The sequence below is a fragment of the Aliiroseovarius sp. xm-d-517 genome, assembly GCF_013283135.1.
GTDB classification, from domain to species: Bacteria; Pseudomonadota; Alphaproteobacteria; order Rhodobacterales; family Rhodobacteraceae; genus Aliiroseovarius; species Aliiroseovarius crassostreae.
In genome coordinates, this window is sequence record NZ_WBXT01000001.1 from 1496561 (window position 1) to 1517416 (window position 20856).

General features: G+C 61.0%; 18 protein-coding genes and 1 riboswitch. Of the genes, 8 read left to right on the forward strand and 10 right to left on the reverse strand.

The genetic code is table 11. The features are described from left to right. Nucleotides 1-12: 12 nt before the first annotated feature. From XMD517_RS07175 to ftsY, 8 genes are all read right to left on the reverse strand, one after another. A complete protein-coding gene (locus XMD517_RS07175) occupies nt 13-1626 on the reverse strand; it encodes a 5-guanidino-2-oxopentanoate decarboxylase (protein ID WP_173485695.1) in 1614 nt (537 codons plus the stop codon). 33 nt (nt 1627-1659) lie between these two features. Further along, entirely contained in the window at nt 1660-3108 is a 1449-nt protein-coding gene (locus tag XMD517_RS07180; RefSeq protein ID WP_173485696.1) for a TrkH family potassium uptake protein, read from the reverse strand. Nucleotides 3109-3220: 112 nt separating this feature from the next. Next, complete coding sequence (locus XMD517_RS07185) at nt 3221-3463, reverse strand: hypothetical protein (RefSeq protein WP_173485697.1); 243 nt, start codon at nt 3461-3463, stop codon at nt 3221-3223. Nucleotides 3464-3703: 240 nt separating this feature from the next. Next, nucleotides 3704-4810, reverse strand: coding sequence for a GTP cyclohydrolase FolE2 (folE2, locus tag XMD517_RS07190; RefSeq protein ID WP_173485698.1), 1107 nt, complete (start codon nt 4808-4810; stop codon nt 3704-3706). A gap of 82 nt (nt 4811-4892) precedes the next feature. Next, complete coding sequence (gene metZ / locus XMD517_RS07195; RefSeq protein ID WP_173485699.1) at nt 4893-6071, reverse strand: O-succinylhomoserine sulfhydrylase; 1179 nt, start codon at nt 6069-6071, stop codon at nt 4893-4895. A gap of 64 nt (nt 6072-6135) precedes the next feature. Further along, nucleotides 6136-6215, reverse strand: a riboswitch (SAM riboswitch). 92 nt (nt 6216-6307) lie between these two features. Further along, entirely contained in the window at nt 6308-6922 is a 615-nt protein-coding gene (locus XMD517_RS07200; protein WP_055189922.1) for an inner membrane-spanning protein YciB, read from the reverse strand. A 100-nt stretch (nt 6923-7022) separates the two neighbouring features. Then, on the reverse strand, nt 7023-7925 hold the full coding sequence (locus XMD517_RS07205) for an EamA family transporter (RefSeq protein WP_173485700.1): 903 nt from the start codon (nt 7923-7925) through the stop codon (nt 7023-7025). Nucleotides 7926-7983: 58 nt separating this feature from the next. Further along, nucleotides 7984-9180 carry a signal recognition particle-docking protein FtsY gene (gene ftsY / locus XMD517_RS07210; protein WP_173485701.1) on the reverse strand — a complete coding sequence of 399 codons (1197 nt, stop codon included), beginning with the start codon at nt 9178-9180 and terminating at the stop codon, nt 7984-7986. Between the two features lie 116 nt (nt 9181-9296). Between ftsY and XMD517_RS07215 the strand changes: the two genes are divergently transcribed. Further along, nucleotides 9297-10046 carry a hypothetical protein gene (locus XMD517_RS07215; RefSeq protein WP_173485702.1) on the forward strand — a complete coding sequence of 250 codons (750 nt, stop codon included), beginning with the start codon at nt 9297-9299 and terminating at the stop codon, nt 10044-10046. Between the two features lie 60 nt (nt 10047-10106). Here XMD517_RS07215 and XMD517_RS07220 read toward each other — a convergent pair whose 3' ends face one another. Together XMD517_RS07220 and XMD517_RS07225 are read right to left on the reverse strand one after the other, a co-directional pair. After that, the gene (locus tag XMD517_RS07220) at nt 10107-10742 is read right to left on the reverse strand and encodes a lysoplasmalogenase (RefSeq protein WP_173487784.1); all 636 of its coding nucleotides are present in this window, start codon (nt 10740-10742) and stop codon (nt 10107-10109) included. Nucleotides 10743-10913: 171 nt separating this feature from the next. Next, nucleotides 10914-12599 (reverse strand): NAD(P)H-dependent oxidoreductase subunit E, encoded by a 1686-nt coding sequence (locus XMD517_RS07225; RefSeq protein WP_173485704.1) that lies wholly within the window; start codon nt 12597-12599, stop codon nt 10914-10916. Nucleotides 12600-12829: 230 nt separating this feature from the next. On the opposite strand from XMD517_RS07225, the gene XMD517_RS07230 reads away from it, so the two are divergent. The 7 genes from XMD517_RS07230 (at nt 12830) to XMD517_RS07260 (ending at nt 20776) form a co-directional block, all read left to right on the forward strand. Further along, nucleotides 12830-13783, forward strand: a complete 954-nt coding sequence (locus tag XMD517_RS07230) for an alkane 1-monooxygenase (RefSeq protein WP_368493332.1) — start codon at nt 12830-12832, stop codon at nt 13781-13783. Between the two features lie 604 nt (nt 13784-14387). Next, the gene (locus tag XMD517_RS07235; protein WP_173485705.1) at nt 14388-15296 is read left to right on the forward strand and encodes a 5-bromo-4-chloroindolyl phosphate hydrolysis family protein; all 909 of its coding nucleotides are present in this window, start codon (nt 14388-14390) and stop codon (nt 15294-15296) included. A 27-nt stretch (nt 15297-15323) separates the two neighbouring features. Continuing rightward, nucleotides 15324-16481 (forward strand): toxic anion resistance protein, encoded by a 1158-nt coding sequence (locus XMD517_RS07240; RefSeq protein ID WP_173487785.1) that lies wholly within the window; start codon nt 15324-15326, stop codon nt 16479-16481. 1 nt (nt 16482) lies between these two features. Next, nucleotides 16483-17517: a DUF2927 domain-containing protein gene (locus XMD517_RS07245; RefSeq protein WP_173485707.1), complete on the forward strand. Its 1035-nt coding sequence runs from the start codon at nt 16483-16485 to the stop codon at nt 17515-17517. A 70-nt stretch (nt 17518-17587) separates the two neighbouring features. Beyond that, nucleotides 17588-18751: an SPFH domain-containing protein gene (locus XMD517_RS07250; protein WP_173485708.1), complete on the forward strand. Its 1164-nt coding sequence runs from the start codon at nt 17588-17590 to the stop codon at nt 18749-18751. Between the two features lie 203 nt (nt 18752-18954). After that, on the forward strand, nt 18955-20100 hold the full coding sequence (locus XMD517_RS07255; RefSeq protein ID WP_173487786.1) for a primosomal protein N' (replication factor Y) - superfamily II helicase: 1146 nt from the start codon (nt 18955-18957) through the stop codon (nt 20098-20100). 7 nt (nt 20101-20107) lie between these two features. Further along, entirely contained in the window at nt 20108-20776 is a 669-nt protein-coding gene (locus XMD517_RS07260; protein WP_173485710.1) for a nitroreductase, read from the forward strand. The last annotated feature ends 80 nt before the right edge of the window (nt 20777-20856 follow it).

Consider the following 20856-nt stretch of genomic DNA (forward strand, 5'->3'; position numbering starts at 1 on the left):
AAATCCGACGGATCAGCCCCGGAGCACCTCGGGGGTCACATGGATCAGGGTCGGACCATCCGCAGTGAAGGCGGCATTTACGGTTTCAATCAAGGCAGCCAGAGAGCCGGGCTTTTCAGCAAACGCACCATAGGCCCGGGCAAGAGCACAGAAATCGGGGTTGCGGACGCTCGCCGAACCGGGGGCGATTTGGCGCCCGACCATGCAATCCTCGATTTCCTTCAGCTTGTCATTGTCCCAAAGCAGAATTGGCAATGCGAGCCCCAGCTCAACCGCAACCCCAAGTTCCTGCAGGGTGAACTGGAACCCGTAATCCCCAGCTATCGCCAGCACAGGCAGATCCGGTCGCCCGATTTTACCCCCGATCGCGGCGGGCAGCGCATAGCCCAGCGCCCCAAAGCCCGACGGGTGGTGCCAGTGGCCGGGGCGGTCCAACGGCCAAACCTCATTGGCGACATAGGCAAACTGGGTCATATCCGAAAAGATCATGGTCTCGTCGGGAATGGCGGGACCAAGCCGTTCACAGATGGGCAGGATATCCGGTCGTTCCTGATCCGCTTCGAGGTGAAACCGCGCCCGGGCCTGAATCACTTCAGCCTGGCTCCAACCTGTCGAGCGTTTGGACTGACCATCCAGAAGCGCCCGCAGATCTTCGAGGAACGGTCCCGCATCCCCCAGGACCGGCAGGTCGGCGCGGTGGTCATCCGCCAGCACCATCGGATCCAGATCCACCCGGATCATCGGAGCCTCATGGCCCAGCCTGTCCCGCCACAGATCCGTTTCGCTAAGTTCCGTGCCCACCGCGACAATCAGATCGGCCTTGGCGATCTCCTGCACACTATCCGGGCGCGGCAGGATCGGACCATAGGCAAGAGGGGCATTGTCCGCAATCACCCCATGTCCCGCAACGGTGCAGATGCTGGCGGCCCCGGTCAGCTCTACCAACGCGCGCGCCGCATCGGCGCCTTCAATGGCCCCGCCACCAAAGATGAAAAGCGGGCGTTCCGCCCCCAGCAGCCATTCTGCCACGGCGGCAACCTGTTCAGGAGGGGCCAGCGGCCGGGCGGGCAAAACCCCGGTTTCCGGGGCCTGGGCGGATCTTTGGGCCAAGGCGTTCACCGGGATCTGAATATGTTTCGGTCTGGGTCGGCGGGTGGCAAACTCCATCATCGCGCGATCAATCAGGCGATAGGCAGAGGGGGCATCCATCGCCGTATGTGACCAGTCGCAGACGGTGGCGGCGGCGGCCTCCTGATCCTTCATTTCATGCAGACGCCCGCGCCCCATACCCAGATCTTCAGGGTTCAGGCAGGACGAGATTGCCAGCACCGGCACACTGTCGGAGTAGGACTGTCCCAAAGCCGTCATCGCGTTGCACAGCCCCGGCCCGGTGATCAGGTAACAGACCCCCGGCTGGCCCGTTGCACGCGCATAGCCGTCTGCCATGAAGCCCGCCCCCTGTTCGTGGCGGGCCAGAACAGGGGTAATGCCAGCCTCATCAAGCCCCCGATACATCTCGATATTATGCACGCCTGGGATGGCAAAGATCACCTCGACCCCACGTGATTTCAACATGTGGGAGATCTGCGCGCCCAGCGGTTTCTCAAGGGTTGAGTTGTGACTCATGCGGTATCCTCCGGCCGGTCCACGCGTGGGACCTCAGCCTCTCCAGAATTGCGGTGTGAACAAGACAAAAACGGCCAGCAGTTCCAGCCGGCCAATCAGCATCGTGATTGCCAGCACCCATTTTGCAACATCATTCAGGCCCGAGAAATTGCCCGACGGCCCGATCTGGTCGCCCAGCCCCGGTCCGATATTGGCCACGGCGGTTGCTGCCCCGGAAACCGATGTGATGAAATCCAGCCCGGTCAGGCCCAGCAGGATCGACACGATCCCCAAGGTCACGACGAAAAAGACAAAAAAGCTCATCACTGACGAAAGCACCTCTTCATCCACCCGCTTGCCCGCGTAACGCGGGGAAAACAGCCCGTGGGGGGAGTGGATGGACCGGATCTGGGCCTTGATCGAGGAAATCAGCAACTGGTAGCGGAAGATCTTGACCGAACAGGCGGTGGACCCCGCACATCCCCCGATCAGCCCCAGAAAGAAAAACGCCACCACGGGGAAGGTGCCCCAGAGCTGGTAATCCACCGAGGCATAGCCCGTACCGCTGATGATCGAGGTCACATTGAAGATCCCTTCACGAAAGCCGTGCTCCATATGGTCGCCATTGGCAAACAGGCGGTAAAGCGTCATCACGATGGTGATCAGAAAAATCGTGGTAAGATAGGCGCGGACCTGCGTGTCGCGCAGGATCGGTTTTGCGGTGCCGGACACCAGCTGGATGTAGCGCACGAACGGAAGGCTGGCGAGGATCATGAAAACCGAGGCCACATATTCCGCCACCCCCTGAAACGCCCCGAAAGACGCATCGCGGGTCGAAAACCCACCGGTTGAAATCGTGGTCATTGCGTGGACAACCGCATCAAAGGTGTCCATCCCCACCGCCAGGTAACTTAATACGCAGGCAATGGTCAGGCTGATATAGATCCATGAGATCCGGCCGGAAATTTCCGCCGCGCGGGGCAGAACTTTTCCCATTGTATCAAAGGCTTCAGAGCGGAAGATCTGCATGCCCCCCACGCGCAGCTCGGGCAGGAACACCATGGCCACAACAATGATGCCGATGCCGCCGAACCATTGCAGCAGCCCCCGCCAGAACAGGATCCCGCGCGGCATGTCATCAAGACCGGAAAACACCGTCGCCCCGGTTGTGGTCAGGCCCGACATTGCCTCAAAAAACGCATCCACGGGCCGTGCGTCCAGTTCGGACAACATGAAGGGAAGCGCCCCGAACATGGGCAGGGCCAGCCAGACACCGGTGGTCAGCAGAAAGGTCTGCTGGATCGACAGCCCGCGCCCCACCCCATTGGCCGAGGCCAGCGCCATAGAGCCGCCCACAAGCATGGTCAGAAGGGCACTTTCCAGAAACACCAGCCAGTCAGCACTGCCATAATGCAGGTCAATCCCCATCGGGATCAGCATGGAAAAGCCAAGCGCCAGAAGCAAAAGGCCGGTCACATAGGCCACGGGACGAAGGTCAAACATGGGCGCAGGGTTGGCCTTGCGACGCCCGGGTGTCAAGCGAGAAGCACGGGGCGGGACCCGACAAACGGCACCAAACCCTTGCTGCAGTCCGGAGGGACCGCAGGATCTGGGTTCAGATATGACTATAGGTTCTGAGCACCGCCTGAGGGATGCCAGCACGGGTCAGACCCATCTGCGCCAGTTCCGCATCCGATTTCGCCTCAAGAGCACGGATCTTGCGGGCAAAGGGCATCTGGCTGGCGTGCTGTTCCATCGCCTGGAAAAAACCGTCCAGCCAACGGGAAACCGCTGCGCGCAGGGTCGGTTTTGCGCCGGTGAAGTGAAAACTGTTCGAATGTGCCGTCTGCATTGCCATTTGGAAACCTCACCTTCATTGGTTCCTCCCCTAAGGCGCTTTGGGGTAACCTTGAACCACATGCCTATGCCGAAACGCCCACGACATTGATATCGCTCGCTGCGCGGCGCCTTTCCCTGTCTCAGGTGCGAGGCGAGCCGCTTTGAGCGGGGACATAGGTCAGTTCGCCCGACACGGCCACCCCACAGCACCGCAACCCCGCCATGCAGCGGGCGCAACCTTGTGCAAATACGGGATAATTCAGCCGACGTGGAACAGGGTGGAGAAGAGTTTCGGGTCCAGCGATTGCGCCTCGAACGTCTCTCCTTCCGTCAGGATCGAGACAGCATCGTGGCTATGCAGGCTTTCCTGATGACTGGCCACAACGCGGAAATCACCGATCCGGGGATCAAGCTGTAGTTGCTCACAAAACAGCCGGGTCGCATCCTCGACAAAAATCGGGTTGGCCGCGTTCAGCTCGGCAAAGGCCTGTTCATCTTCGCGTTTCACCATCACCTGTGTCTCGGTCGGCACCGCAATGCGGCACATGTCGATCAGATCCTCAAACCAGAGCGTATTGCCCGGCTGATGGATTTTCTCGACCGAAATCCGCGCCACGGAGCGCTGCGAATGCGGCGTGGCAAGCTGACCGCGCGACTGGCGCGCATGTTCGGACAGTTCCAGCGAACAGGGGCAGGTCGAGGAATAGACATAATCGAGATGCAGGAACTTGCGACGTTTGCCGTGATGCTCAAACAGCTCCAGCGCAATGTCGTAATATTGATACCCCATCAGGCCAGAGCGCAGGCTTTCCACCTTGGCAGGATAGGAAAAGCGCATCTCGATCCGCGCATCCAGGCTTTCCAGATCCGCCTTGTAGTCATCAAGCGCATGTTCGATCACGTCAAAGCTGAACGTTTTCTCCGCGTGGGCATAGAAGCTGCGCATGATGCGCGACATGTTGATGCCCTTCTTGCCGGCCTCAAGGCTGACCGTGCCGGTCACCGAGGTTTCCAGCGTCAGGTCAGAACCGTCGCGGGTGTGATAGCGGATTGGCAGGCGGAAATTGGAAATGCCCACGTGCTGAATATGCCGTTTGGCCCCCTGAATCAGGCTGGCCGGTCCGTTCTGCAGGTCAGGCATGGAGGCCTTGTAATCCGCATCAGGGGTGAATGCGTCCGGGTATGTGCGGCTGAGCGCCGGATAGTTTGACACCTCGCCCCCCGGCAGAAGACGGGCAATCGAGGGGTCAAGTGCGGCAACCTCAACCGGATCCGCAGCCTCGGCCCACGCGCGTAAAGTGGCCAGCGCCTCTTCGGCGCTCGCCCGATCAACATTGTTTTTCGATCCGCGTTTCATCTGATTCATCGCGGCCCCCGCATCTATCGCACGCCTAAGTCTAACCGTTCTGCCACTAAAATGCCAAACCGGCAGGGCAGGATGCGACAAATCAGACCGCGTTTAAGCCACGTTCAAGGTCGGCAATCAGGTCGTCCACGTCTTCCAGACCGATGGACAGGCGAACCAGCCCGTCGGAAATGCCCAGCATATCCTTTTGTTCCTGCGGCAGACGCTGGTGGGTTGTTGTGGCCGGATGGGTGGCGATGGATTTTGCGTCCGCAAAGTTGTTCGAGATGATGAAGATCTCCAACGCGTTGAGGAAGCGGAAACACGCCTCTTTGCCGCCTTTCACCTCAATCGCCAGCACGGTACCGCCCGAAGGGGATTGTTCCATCGCAATTGCGTGTTGCGGGTGCGAGGGGTGCTGCGGATAGCTCATCCGGCTGAGTTTCGGGTGATCCGCAAGCGCCTCGGCCACCTGCATGGCGGCAGCGGCCTGAGCGCGCACGCGCAGGTCCAGCGTCTCAAGCGCCTTCAGATGGGTCCAGGCGGCAAACGGGTTGATCGCGCCCCCGGTGTGTTTCACGTAGGTCTCAATCGGGCCACGGATCAGTTCGCGCGAACCGCAAATGGCCCCGCCGAGCATCCGCCCCTGCCCGTCCACATGTTTCGTGGTGGAATAAACCACCAGATCCGCCCCCAGTCTGGCGGCGTAGGAGAAGACCGGGGTGGGCATGGCATTGTCCACCACAACCAGCGCGCCATTCGCGTGGGCCAGCTTGATCACATGGGCGAGATCAATCACTTCCAGGGTTGGGTTGGAAATGGCTTCAAGAAACACCACCTTGGTGTCGGGACGAATGGCGGCCTCCCATTCGGCATTGTCAGTGCCGTCAACCAGCGTGATCTCGACCCCAAAGCGGCCCAGCACATCTTCGAGCACATAAAGGCAGGACCCAAACAGCGCGCGCGAGGACACCACGTGGTCGCCCGCCTTGGTCAGCGCCATCAGCGCACCATTGACGGCGGCCATGCCGGACGCACAGGCGAAGGCGTCTTCCGTGCCTTCGATCGCCGCGATCCGGTCTTCGAACATGCGGTTGGTGGGGTTGCCGTAGCGGGCATAGATGAACTCGTCCGGGCCACTTTCGATAAAGCGCGCCTCAGCGGCCTCGGCCGTGTCATAGACAAAGGCCTGGGTCATGAACATCGCCTCGGAGAGCTCGTTATACTGGCTGCGACGGCTGCCGCCATGCACGGCTTCGGTGCGTTTTCCCCATTTTGTCATCGCGTGTTCCTTTCACACAATAAAGCCCCCACCGCTGATAAGCGTCGGGGGCTGACACGGCATCCGCCTTCATTCCCTGACCTCTTTAGCAGAATTATTTTACGTGGCCCGCAATCCGGTGAACAAATCGCCACGCAGGTTCCCTAACGGCTGGGGCATTTTTCGTCAAGGGGCTCTGCCCCTCGCGCGTTGCGCTCACCCCGGGATATTTGCGGCAAGAGGAAGAGGGCGGCAGGTTATGTGCCGCTGTTTTCCTCATCCGTGCCATAGCGTTTGAACAACCCGCTTTGGGTGGCGAAAAAGGCGATGGTGCCCAGGGGCAGGCCGAAGGTTTTGAAATTGACCCAGGCATCGGTGGACATCATGCGCCAGATCACCTCATTGGCGACGGCAAGCCCGAGGAAAAACAGGGCCAGACGCTTGGTAAGGATCATCCACCCTTCGCGCTCCAGTGGCAGGGCGGCATCAAGCACGCTTTCCAGATAGCTTTGCCCGCGCATCAGCCCAAATCCGAGGATACCGGCAAAGAGCAGGTAGATGATGGTGGGTTTCATCTTGAAGAACCGCTCATCGTTGAACCAGATCGACAGCCCGCCGAAGACAACCACCAGCACCAGCGTCACGATCTGCATCTTTGACAGGTGGCCGGTGAGTTTCCACATGGCGAGCGTGGCGGCGATCAGAACCGGAATGAACAGGGCCGTTACGGCGACAAAGCCGGAATACTCGGTGCCCGCGACCAGAAAGCTTTGGTCCTTGAGGAAGGTATAGGCCACGAAGAACAGAACAATCGGCCCATATTCCAACGCGGTTTTCAGGGTTGGGTTCACGGGGGGCGTCGGGTCGGTCATGGGGCCTGGTCCTGTTTGTGGTCTTTGGGGGAATGTGAGGGGCGGTGGCGCGGATGGCAAGTGGTGGGAGGGGAATTTCCCGTGATCCGGGGGGAGGCTTTTATCCGCCCATTTCCACCAACACGGCGCCTGCGGCAATCAACGCCATCATGAACACGCGACGCGGACCGACCTTTTCCTTCAACACCACCCAGCCGATCAGCGCGGCAAAGACGGTGGAGGTTTCGCGCAGCACTGCCGCCTCGCCAACCTTGTCCAGTCGCGTGGCCAGCATGATTGATCCGAAGCTGGCATAGGCAATGAAGGCGCCCAGCACACCTCTCCCCATAAGCGGGGTCAGCGCGGGGCGATTTGGCATGTTCCACCAGCGGATCCCGGCAATCACCGGCATGAAGAACCCGTCGATAAAGAAGAACCACGCGAGGAAGGTGAACGGATCGGCGGTGGCGCGGATCCCGTAGGCGTCGATTGTGGTATAGCCCGCCACGAACAACCCGGTCACCACGGCCATCGCAAGTGCCGGTTTGAGCTGCGCGCGGCCCAATTGCCAATGTCTGAGATTATACCAGCCCAGCGCATAGATCCCGGCCAGAAGGACAAACACGCCGAGCCATTGCACCGCCGAGTAGCTTTCCCCGAACACAATCCCCGCCCCCAGCACGGTGAAGAGCGGCCCGGTGCCGCGCACAACCGGATAGACAACGGTATAGGAGCCCAGCACATAGGTGTAGCTCTGCGCGAGCTTATAGCCCACATGGACAAGCCAGATCACAGCAAAGAGCGGCCACATATGCGGCTCGGGCCAGGGCACGACAAAAAGAGCAAAGGGGGCGGCGATCAGGCCATAAGACAGGTCAATTGCGCCGCGCGAAAGCCAGGGGTCATGGCGCCCTTTTTGCAATGCGCCAAAAAGCGCGTGCAGGAACGCAGCCATCAGCGCAAGCCCCAAGGCAAGATTGTGCCCGGCCTGCGTTCCTTCGAGAGAGATCAGCCAGTTGCTCATGTTCTGCACTGGGGGCGCTGCCCCCAAACCCCCGGGATATTTAAGGCAAAGAGGAAGATCAGTTGCGAATACCGATCAGGGCGTTGGCGAACTCTTCGGGGTCAAACGGGGCGAGGTCGTCGATCTGTTCCCCGACGCCAATCGCGTGAATTGGCAGGGCAAACTTATCTGCCAACGCCACCAGAACGCCCCCTTTTGCGGTGCCGTCCAGCTTGGTCATGACAAGGCCTGAGACATCGGCGAGCTTTTGGAACGTTTCGACCTGGCTGAGTGCGTTTTGCCCGGTAGTCGCGTCGAGCACAAGCAGGGTGTTATGCGGTGCGGTGTCGTCTTTTTTCTTGATCACCCGCACGATCTTGGCCAGTTCCTCCATCAGGTCAGTGCGGTTTTGCAGACGCCCCGCCGTGTCGATCATCAGAAGGTCGGCGCCGTCGGCTTCGGCTTTGGTCATCGCGTCAAATGCCAAGGAGGCGGGATCGGAGCCTTCGGGCGCGGTCAGCACGGGAACGCCAGCGCGATCGCCCCAGACCTGGAGCTGTTCGACCGCGGCTGCGCGGAACGTGTCACCTGCGGCAATCACCACCTTTTTGCCGGCTGCGGTAAACTGGCTGGCAAGTTTGCCAATCGTGGTGGTTTTGCCGGCGCCATTCACCCCCACCACCAGCACCACCTGCGGGCGCTTGGGGTAAATCGGCAGCGGCACGGCGACCGGATCCATGATCCGGGCGACTTCACCAGCCAGCACGGATTTGATCTCGTCCACCGACAGTTTCTTGCCAAAATGAGAGGCGGAAATATTGGCGGTTACACGCATGGCGGTGTCGACGCCCATATCGGAGGTGATCATCAGGTCTTCGAGCTCTTCCAGCATGTCATCATCCACCATGCGGCGGGTGACGGTGCCCGCGGCAGAGGAAGAGCGGCCCAGCATCCGACCGATGAGGCCGGGTTTATTGACGGGTTCGTTGGCGGGCTTCGCTTCACTCACCGGCTGGGCTGTCGAGGCGGTCCCGGCGGGGTCCGGTTCCGCGTCAACCACCGGGTCCGGCGTTGCTTCCGGGGTTTGCTGGTCCGGGGGGAGCTGATCTGGTTCGGGGGCGGGGTCTGGGGTGGCGTCTGTTTGAACCGGCAGTTCTGCGGCAACATCCGCAACCACATCTTCCTCGCCGCCCTCATCAACAATGGCTTCCAACCCCTGTTCCAGTTTGGACGAGGATTTGAACAACCGATCCTTGAGCTTTGAGAAAAACGCCATGACTGCCTCCGCTTGCTTTCCCTCACCTAAGCCAGAATGCACCGATTTGAAAGGGGTATGGCGCGGCGCGGTTCGGGGTGATTTGCTTTTCGTCAGAGAATTGCTACACGAGGCGCATGAAAACCCATGTGCACCCTTTCTCCAATCCCCTTCTGAACGAAGATCTGGACGCCTTTCTTGCGGATGAGAACGCCCGTGTGCAGCGGTTGCAGCGCGGAGATGAGGTATTCTGGGCCAAGAAATGCGAGACCCTGTCGCTGAAATGGCGCCTGCAAAAGGGTGACCCGGCGGCGGCTTTCAAAGCGGATCTGATGGGGCTTCGGGCCTTGCGGGACGCGGGGATTTCCGTGCCGGACGTGATTGCAGAGGGCGGGGATTTTCTGGTGATGAGAGACAGCGGTCCGGCCCTGTCAGGGTTGCTGCGCCACCAAAAAAGCACATTGGAGGACCGCACCCGCGCAATGAAAGCTGCCGGGCGCGAACTTGCCCTGCTGCATGGCAAGGGATTGTCGCATGGCCGGCCGGCCATCAAGGATATGTGCTGGGATGGGCACCGGCTGACGCTGCTGGATTTTGAACGGTTCTCGCCCCGGCGCAACACACCCAAGGGGCATATGCAGGACCTGATCATCTGGACCCATAGCTGCTTTGCCTTCACCCAAAAAAACCTGCCGGAAATCGACGCTGGCCTGGCCGCCTATCGTGACGGCGATCAGGCCGGGATCTGGGACATGGCCGCCAAATGGGCTCGTCGTCATCGTTGGGTCGATCTGGCAACAAAGCCGCTGCAATGGGGCTCACGCCGCGGCACAAGAGAGTTCAAGGCCATCCCCCTGACCCTGCAGGCGTTCGGCGTCTCGCGCTGAACCGGGCCGCACTGAAGCTGGGCTGAACCCGCACCGCGAGTTTCAAAGCGCGGCAGGGTTTTATGCGGGCAGCCCGCCCATGAGGATCAAAGCCTGCCCGGCAATATAGAACCCCCAGATCAGGATACCGGCCAGCCTGCGACGGGGATCTGTGTCGGTCATGCGAAACAGTTCCACTGCCAGGATCAGATCCGACAGGATAAAAAACGCAGCCCCCAGGGTGCTGGCCCCAAGCGGCACCAGCAGCACCGACAGGCCCATGACACCGATCACCAAGACATAAAGGCGCACAGGCCAGGTCAGCGGGCCGGTATGCGGGGTCAGCCACAGCTCGGTCGAGAGGACCAGAGCGATGAGAGCGATGGCGGGAATGGGGGCCACCGAGAAAACCTCCCACAAAGGGGCATTGGCCAGCGCGAGGAAATGCAGGATGTAAAGCACATGGGCCAGTGCAAACGCGGACAGCCCGTAAAGGAAGGCGCTATCCCCGTCACGCGACAGGCCGAAATCCCCCAGCGCGGACAGGAACAACCCCGCCACCAGAAAGGCTGGCACCCCGGTCAGAAACCCGGCCAGGGCAAACAGCAACAGCGGCAGTGTCTTGTGGATCGAACGGCGCCAACTCGTCGCGCCATTGGTGTAGGGCAGATAGGCCAGCGCGATGGCCAGGCCAAGATAAAGCGGTGCAAGTGTCATGGCACCAGCGATGCGCAACCGACGGGTGTGGGTCAAGTGGGACGTGAGGGAAAGATGCGGGCTTTGCCCACCAGTCCGAAGGTTTGCCCCCCGGAATGTTTGGAACAAGAAAAAAGGGGCGCCGGACACGGCACCCCTTCAATGGCGTTTGACTGCATTGGGCCCGTGGGATCAGACCTCGTCCGGGAAATGCTTCATCGTCAGACGGATCGGGTTCGGTGCGGCCTGACCCAGACCACAGATGGAGGCATCCACCATGGTCGCGCTCAGCTCTTCCAGCAGGGCCTGATCCCATTTCTCCGCCTGCATCAGCTTCACGGCTTTTTCGCACCCCACACGACAGGGGGTGCATTGACCGCAGCTTTCATCCTCGAAAAAGCGCAGCATGTTGAGCGCGGCATCCCGGGCGCTGTCCTGATCAGACAGAACCACCACGGCCGCAGACCCGATAAAACTGCCATGCGGCTGCAGCATATCAAAATCGAGCGGGATATCCGCCATCGACGCAGGCAGCAGACCAGAGGACGGGCCGCCTGGCTGATACGCCTTGAAACTATGCCCATCAAGCATGCCACCGGCAGCCTCGATGATATCAGTGATGGTGGAGCCTGCCGGCAGAAGATGCACACCCGGGGCCTTGACCCGACCGGACACGGAGTAGGACCGCAATCCTTTGCGGCCGTTCTTTTCCACCGATGTCAGGATCTCTGGCCCTTCGCGCAGGATGCGGGCAACCCAAAGCAGGGTTTCGACGTTATGCACAAGGGTCGGACGGTTGAAGATCCCCACCTGCGCCACAAAAGGCGGACGGTGGCGCGGCTCGCCGCGTTTGCCTTCAATCGATTCGATCATCGCGCTTTCTTCGCCGCAGATATAGGCCCCTGCCCCGCGGCGCAGCTCGATATAACCGGGCTCAACCAGCCCGGCATCTTCCAACGCCTTGATTTCATTTGCGATAATTTTCAGCACCGCCGGATATTCGTCGCGCATATAGATGAAACAGGTCTCAGCCTCGACCGCCCATGCGGCGATCAGCATCCCCTCAAGCATCAGATGCGGGGTACGTTCGAGATAGTACCGATCCTTGAAGGTGCCGGGTTCCCCCTCATCGCCGTTGACAGCAAGATAGCGCGGCCCTTCATTGGCGCGCACAAAACCCCATTTGGTGCCGGACGGGAAACCCGCCCCACCAAGGCCGCGCAGCCCGGCAGACAGCACCTTGTCCTGCACGTCTTTCCAGTCACCGCCAGTGCGCAGCTTGGCAAGCTCGGCATATCCACCTTCGGCCTGATAGGCGCTAAGTGTTTGATAATTCGGGATATGAGCGTGGATATCCCCGGATTCAATCGCCGCCAGCACCTTTTCCGGTGTCGCGTGATCAATATGGTTGTGGCCCAGTTCCAGAACCGGAGCGGTGTCGCAACGCCCCATGCAGGGCGCGCGCAGAACCCGCACGTCCTCAGCCTTCAGGCCATCCTCAAGCGCCTTTTGCAACTGTTCGGCCCCGGCCAGTTCACAGGCCAGTGAATCACAGACGCGGATGGTCAGCGCGGGCGGAGGGGTCTCGCCTTCTTTCACGACATCGAAATGGGCATAGAAGCTGGCCACTTCGTAAATCTCGGCCTGACCGGTGCCAATCTCCTGCGCAAGCGCGCGGATATGAGCGGCGGAAAGATGGCCATATTGATCCTGGATGAGGTGCAGAAACTCGATCAACAGGTCGCGGCGACGCGGCCTATCCCCAAGTAATTCCTGAATTTCTTCCCATGCGACCGGGTCGATCTGGCGCCCCTTGGGCATCTTGCGCCCCTTGCCGCGCGCATTCTTCCAGATCCCTTTTTTCTCATCCAAGGCCATTGCCCACTCCTAAAACCGTTCCGGGCAATCCTACCCTGCACGGTTCAGTGGACACATGTCAAAAACGACATAGACATAACGGATTGCGCACCGATCGCCGCAAGTCGGTTTGCGTCTTAAGCTCGTGGGATGGATTGCCTCGGCCGTGAAATTTCCCGATAGTCCCCCCGATTAGTCCCCCCGATTATCTCACTGGGTGGGTCGAACGCACATAGTCCGAGGACATGATGATGGGTTACAAGCTACGTTATTTTGCCATGGCGGCGCTGGCGCCGGTGGCGCTGTTGCTCTTGGGGGTTTTCCTTGGCGGGTGGTTCGCGCTCTCAGCCCTTATCTATATGACTTTATTGTCTTTTGCCTTGGATGAGTGGATCAGCAAACTGGCCGGAACCGCCGACCCGGAGGCGGATTTCACCGCCGCAAACCAGCTTTCGATCCTGCTTGCAACCGCGCATTTCATCCTGCTGCTGCTGGTGGTTTTCGCCCTGTCCGGCGGCACCGGGATCGGGATCTTTCCCGGCATTGCCCTGGCGCTTGCGGCGGGACTTTTCTTTGGACAAGTGTCCAATTCCAACGCGCATGAGCTGATCCATAGATCAGATAAGCGCCTGTTTACCCTCGGAAAACTCGTCTACATCTCTCTCCTTTTTGGTCATCACACCTCAGCCCATAACAAGGTGCACCACCGGTTTGTCGCCACAGAAGATGATCCAAATTCCGCCCGTGAGGGGGAAAGCTTCTATGCCTTTGCACCACGCGCCTGGATCGGGTCTTTCACCGCGGGATATGCGATGGAAAAAGCCGATATCGCCCGCGCCAGACAGGCCGGAAAATGGCGGGTTAACCCCTATGCGGGCTATCTGGTCGGGGCGGCAATCATGCTTGTTCTGGTCGGGACAAGCTTTGGGGCAAAAGGCATGGTCGCCTACCTATTCCTTTGTTTTTACGCACAAATTCAGCTACTCCTGTCGGATTACGTGCAGCATTACGGGTTGATGCGGGCCCGTGTAGAAAATGGCGGCTATGAACCTGTGGGGGACCATCACAGTTGGAACTCTCCTCATTGGTTCACCTCGCATCTGATGATGAATGCGCCACGTCATTCCGATCACCACGCCCATCCGATGCGCCCCTACCCTGCGCTGCGCCTGCCGGATGCGACCCGGGCACCGATGCTGCCCTAACCCCTGCCGACAATGGCGACACTTGCGCTGTTTCCACCGGTCTGGAAACGCGTGATGCGGCGGTCGTTGGCGAAGTGGGAGATGATCCGCAAAGTTTAATCTTTTGCCCATCCCGGAAGGCCGAAGTTTAAACTTTCCACGGCGCAGATCCGCGAAGTTTAAACTTTTTTGCTCCGGAATGACGCGGGAAGGCCGGGCGCGAAGGCGGGTTTCGGTAAGGCTTTATCGGCTCCTCAGAATCTGACCCTGCGTCACCCACAAACCCGCCCCTCAACCTGAGCACATTCCTGAGCACAAACCTGAGCTCGATCCTGAGCACGGCGCCCCGGTTTTCCCCCTTGTTCCCGACCGGAACATGCGGGCAATTAGGGAGGGAGAGGCACCGCAGGTTTCCGGCATCCGCTGCACCGCCCGGGTGCGATCACGGATGCCCCAAGCGGCAGCTTGCCCAAACCCGGCGACACCGTGGTAATGCAGCGGATCCGCGCCTATATTGAAATGCAAGTGACAGGAGGGAAGGCATGAGTGGCAATGGCTTACAGAAAACCGCCTATTTCGCATTGGTGGCGCTGATCCTCTATGTCTCGCTGACAGGGGGGGCGTGATGGCGCAACGATACGGGGGCAGCTACAGTCCGAACGGATCCAAACGCCCTGAAAGCGACGGGCAGACCGCGCCACGCCGGCAGCGCTCTCCGTTTGAAGGGACCCAGCCCGCACGGGCCGGCGCGCGGGTAAACCTGCTGTTCCTGGCGCCCCTTCCGCTGGTGGGGCTGGCCTTTTTCCGCGACCCCGCGCCGATGGCGCTGTCGCTGGTCGGCGCCGGGCTTTTGCTGGCGGCGGCCTGGCTAACCCGCGAAGGGGTGGCCGCACATGAGGCCTATGACGCGCGCAAGGTGGCGCGCCGCCCGGCCTTTCCGCGCAAGATCTTTGCCGCGATCCTGACCGGTGCGGGCCTTGCGGCGGCGGGGCTGGTGCAGGGCAGCATGATCGAGGCGGCGCTTTACGCCATTCTGGGGGCTGGGTTGCACCTGTTTTCCTTTGGCTTGGATCCGTTGAAAAACAAGACCACCGAAGGGGTGGACACCTTCCAGACCGACCGGGTGGCCCGGGTGGTGGAAGAGGCCGAAGCGCAGCTGGGCGCCATGAGCCGCGCGGTTGATGCGCTGCGTGATCGCCATCTGACGGCCCGGGTCGAGACCTTTCAGCTGACCGCGCGCGACATGTTCCGGGTGGTCGAGGACGACCCGCGCGACCTGACCGCCGCCCGCAAGTTCCTGTCGGTCTATCTGCGCGGGGCGCGTGACGCGACGGTGAAATTCACCGAGCTTTACACCCGCAGTCACGATGCCACCGCGCGCCGTGACTATGAGGCGCTGCTGGATGATCTGGAACAGAATTTCGCCGCCAAGACCCAGGCGCTTTTAAGTGACAACCGCACCGATCTCGAGGTCGAGATCGAGGTGCTTCGCGACCGTCTCGCACGTGAAGGCGTGCGGATGGACAAAGATTGATAGACAGAAATTAAAGAGGAACTGGTCATGTCGACATTGCCTACCGAAACCCAGCTGAAGGAATTGCAGGACGTCACCGCCGTGACCCTGCCCGAACCGGCCGGTGCCCTTGTGCCGCTGTCTGAGGCCAAGGGGGAAAACCGCGCCGAGATCGAGAAGCGCATGGATGAAATCGACATGGGCGACAGCCAGTCGATCATCGAGTTTGGCTCTGCCGCGCAGGCGGAATTGCAGGTGATCAGCCAGGACATGCTGCAAGGGGTGCGCAACAAGGATCTGGGGCCTGCGGGGGACGGGCTGCGCGACATGGTCACCACCATTCGCGGGTTTTCGGTCTCGGAACTGGATATGCGGCGCAAGCAATCCTGGTGGGAAAAGCTGCTTGGCCGGGCCGCGCCTGCAGCGAAATTCCTGGCGCGTTTTGAAGATGTACAGGGCCAGATCGACAAGATCACCGACAATCTGCTGACCCATGAGCACACGCTGCTCAAGGACATCAAATCGCTCGACAAGCTTTATGAAAAGACGCTGGAGTTTTACGACGAGCTGGCGCTTTACATCGCGGCGGGGGAAGCGAAGATTGACCAGCTGGATGCCGATGTGATCCCGGCGAAAGAGGCGGAACTGGCGGATGCCACCGAGGAACAGGGTGTGCTGAAAGCGCAGGAGTTGCGCGACCTGCGGGCGGCGCGTGATGATCTGGAACGCCGGGTGCATGACCTGAAACTCACCCGTCAGGTGACGATGCAATCGCTGCCGTCAATCCGTCTGGTGCAGGAAAACGACAAGTCGCTGGTGACAAAGATCAACTCGACCCTGGTGAACACCGTGCCGCTGTGGGAAACCCAGCTGGCGCAGGCGGTGACCATCCAGCGCTCGACCGAGGCGGCAGCCGCCGTCAAGGACGCCACCGATCTGACCAATGAACTGCTCAAAGCCAACGCCTCCAACCTGCGCGAAGCCAATGAACTGGTGCGTGAACAGATGGAACGCGGCGTGTTCGACATCGAGGCGATCAAGGCGGCAAATGCCGATCTGATCGGCACGATCGAAGACAGCCTGCGCATTGCCGATGAAGGCAAGGCCAAACGCGCCGAGGCCGAGGAAGAGCTGATCAAGATGGAAGCGGAGCTGAAGGCAACCCTGGCAGCCGCGCGGGCCAGCGCCCCCGCCAAAGCAGGGTAAGATGACGCGGCGCGCGACCTTTTCTCGCGTGGTCGGACGGGCCGGATGGCAAGGGGTGCTCCTTGCCAGCAGCCTGTTGTTGTCCGGGTGCCTGGCGTTTCAGGGCGGGGTCCGGACCTCGCCCGTGCCGCAGCCCCGCCCCGCCCCCGCAATCTACACCCCCTCGGCCGAAAGCGTCGAACTGGCGGGTTATTACGAACGGGTTCAGCGCGGGCTGCTGGTGCAGGGCCTTTTGCGCGGTGATGGCGGCGGCGTCGACACGCCTTTTACCGATGAGATGCTTGCGCGCAACTTCATGCGCCTGGCCTTTTCCAGTGAATATGCCCTGCCCGGCCGGGCCGGCCAATCCGGCCAGTCGCCTGCGCAATTCCTCAACCGATGGGACGGGCCGGTGCGCCTGTCGCTGTCTTTCGGCGCGTCGGTGGATCCCGACACCCGGACGCAAGTCACCGCGATCACGCGCCGCTATGCCACGCGGCTGGCGCGGATCACCGGCCTGTCGATCTCGGTTCTGAAACCGGACCATCCCCGCGCCAATATGCGCATCTTCATCGTTGATGAACGTGAACGCCGCGCGCTGGAGGCCCGCCTGTCGCGGGGGGATGGCACGCTTTCTGCCGCCGCCATCCGGGCGCTGATCAGCCTTGACCGCCGCAATTATTGCCATGTTCTGGCCCGCGCGCCACAGGGCACGGCCACCCTGACCAAGGCCGATGTAGTGATCCGCACCGAAATCCCGCCGCGCATGATGGGCGCCTGCCTGCATGAAGAGATTGCGCAGGGGCTGGGCATCGGCAATGACAGCCCGCAGGCCCGCCCGTCGATTTTCAATGATGATGAGGAGTTTGGCCGCCTCACCACCCATGACGAGATGCTGTTGCGGATCCTTTATGACGCGCGGCTGCACCCCGGCATGAGCGCAGATGAGGCCCGCCCGATTGTGACCGAGATTGCCCGCGAGCTGGTGGCCCCCACACATCGCAGCGCGCGCCCGGATCAAACACCCCACACATCCCCAACAGATGACGAGGTCTGAGCAGACATGCTATCCCCTGCACGGCCCCATATCCCACCACATTCCCCCCAACACTCCGAAGGAGGACATCATGGGTATTTTTGATTTTCTGACCGGCGAATTCATCGACGTGATCCATTGGGTGGATGACACGCGCGACACGATGGTCTGGCGGTTTGAACGCGAAGGGCATGAGATCAAATATGGCGCCAAGCTGACCGTGCGCGAGGGGCAGTCGGCGGTGTTCATCCACGAAGGCCAGCTGGCCGATGTGTTCACCCCCGGGCTTTACATGTTGGAAACCAACAACATGCCGGTGCTGACCACGCTGAACCACTGGGATCACGGGTTCAAATCCCCCTTCAAATCCGAGATCTATTTCGTCAACACGACGCGCTTTGCTGACCTGAAATGGGGCACCAAGAACCCGATCATGATCCGCGATCCCGAGTTTGGCCCCACCCGCATTCGCGCCTTTGGCACCTATGCGGTACGCGTCACGGATCCGGCACGGTTCCTTGTGGAAATCGTCGGAACCGATGGCGAGTTCACCATGGACGAGATCTCCTTCCAGATCCGCAATATCATCGTGCAGGCCTTTTCGCGCGTGATCGCCAGCGCCGGCATCCCGGTGCTGGATATGGCGGCCAACACCCATGATCTGGGCCAGATCGTGGCGCGTGAAATCACTGCCATCGTGGGGGAATACGGCCTCTCCATCCCCGAATTCTACATCGAAAACATCTCGCTGCCGCCCGCGGTGGAAGCGGTGCTGGACAAGCGCACGTCGATGGGGATTGCGGGCAATCTCGACAATTACATGAAATTCAACGCAGCCGAAGCCATGGGGGCGGAAAACAGCGCCATGGCCAGCTCGATGGGGGCGGGCATGGGCGTCGGCATGGGCATGGCAATGGCCCAGGGTATGGCGCAAAATGGGGATCGTGCACAGACCGCAGCGCAGAACAGCCAGCAGGCCGGACCATGGGGCGCGCCCCTCCCTCGGACTGTCTCGGCCACCCGCACCATGCCCCCACCCCCGCCTCCGGTCGAAAAACTCTGGCACCTGGCTGAAAACGGCAAAACCACCGGCCCGTTTTCCAAGGCAAAACTGGGTCGGATGGCCGCCGAAGGAAGCCTCTCGCGCCAGACCCATGTCTGGACACCGGGGCAGGATGGCTGGCTTTTCGCCGAAGACGTGCCGGAACTGGCCCAGCTCTTCACCGTAGCCCCGCCGCCGCCGCCCGGCGCATGATCGACACCTGATCTGATCGGGGCGGACGGGACCGCCGCCCCTTTTTTCTTGTCTTAAAGCGTTTCGACTTTTTATTGAGACACAATCACAATAATGAGGCGAAACGCTCGAAACCTACTGATGTTGCGGGCGTTTCGAAATCAGCTTGTGTCTCAAGTTCATCTCGAAACGCTTAAAATATCCTCGCCGAAGGCATAAAACCCATGTCCACCCCTCCCCAAAGGCCCCCGGCAGCGCCCCCATCCCCTGCCGCCGCGCCGCAAGAGGCCGAACACCGTTTCCCCTGCGACCAATGCGGGGCGGATCTGCGGTTTGATCCCGAAACGGAGGATCTGAGCTGCGATCACTGCGGGTTTCATGCCCCCTTGACCCAGACCCGCGAGCCGGGGGTGAAAGCGATTGTCGAGCTGGATTACCGCGCCGCCCTCACCCATGCCCTGCCCGAGGCGGACAGTGTCGAAGCCCGCGCCACGACCTGCCCCAACTGCGCCGCGATCTTCGAGTTCGACCCCAATCGCCATGCCGCCGAATGCCCGTTCTGCGCCACCCCGGTGGTGGCCGACAGCGGCACCTACCGGCAGATCAAACCCAGGGGGGTGGTGCCTTTTGCCCTTGGCGAAACCGCCGCACGCGACGCCATGACCCGCTGGCTCGGCAGGCTGTGGTTTGCGCCAAACGGCCTTCAGGACTATGCCCGCAAGGGGCGGAAACTGAACGGGATTTATGTGCCCTACTGGACATATGACGCCCAGACCGACACGCGGTATCTGGGGCAGCGCGGTGACGATTATTATGTCGACCGCGTGGTGATGGTGGATGGAAAACGCCAGACACGGCGTGAGCGCAAAACCCGCTGGTCGTCGCGGTCCGGCCGGGTTGCACGGTTTTTCGACGATGTGCTGGTGCTGGCCTCACGGGGGTTGCCGAAACGCTATACCGATGCGCTGGCGCCTTGGGATCTGTCCCGTCTGACCCCCTACAGCCCGGATTACCTCGCCGGGTTTCAGGCCGAAGGATACACGGTAGAACTGGCTGAGGGGTTTGCCGAGGCGCGCGCGCATATGGACCGGGTGATCCTGCGCGATGTGAAATTTGACATTGGCGGGGACCGGCAGCGGGTGACATCCCTCGACACCGATGTGTCCGATGTGCGGTTCAAGCACATCCTGCTCCCGGTCTGGCTGGCGGCCTATAAATATCGCGGCAAGACCTATCGCTTTGTGGTCAATGGTCAGACCAGCCGGGTGCAGGGCGAACGTCCGTGGTCTGCGGTCAAGATCACGGTTGCGGTTCTGTTCGGGCTGATCCTCGCCGCAGGGATCGGCTACCTGATCGCCATCAATCAATGAGGCCCAGATGGATTACGACGCGTTCAACGCCCTGCTCAGCACCCGCCATTCCTGCCGCGCCTTCCTGCCGGACCCATTGTCCGACCGCGAGATTACCCAGATCCTGACCGCCGCCCAGAAAGTGCCAAGCTGGTGCAACGCCCAGCCCTGGCAGGTGGAGATCACCCGCGCGGAGGAAACCCATCGCCTGCGTACAGCCCTTTACGACCATGCCTTGCACAACAGCCACGCCCCGGATCTCGACTGGCCTTCCGCCTATAGTGGCGCGCATCAGGACCGGCGCCGTGCCTGTGGCCTCCAGCTTTATGAAAGCGTCGGGATCGCGCGCGGGGAACGGGTGGCCTCGGGGCAGCAGATGCTGGAAAACTTCCGGTTTTTCGGCGCGCCGCACATGGCCCTGATCTCGGCCCCGCGCGAACTTGGCCCATATGCCTATCTTGATTGCGGCGGGTTTGTCACCGGTTTTGCGCTGGCGGCACAATCGCTGGGGCTGGGCAGCATTCCGCAGGCCGCCGTCGCCGCATTTGCCCCTTTTCTGCGTGACTGGTTTGGCATCAGCGAGGAGCGGGTGATCCTGTGCGGCATCGCTTTTGGCCGCCCTGACCCGCAGGCCCCGGTGAACCAGTTCCGCACCACCCGCGCGCCTTTGGACGAATGGGTGCGCTGGCACGGCTGAGCCGGGTCTGGAAGATTTGGGCGAGCCGGTCTCTGTGATAGACAGGCACGGCAATGGACAGGCACGGGGCTGACCGTTAA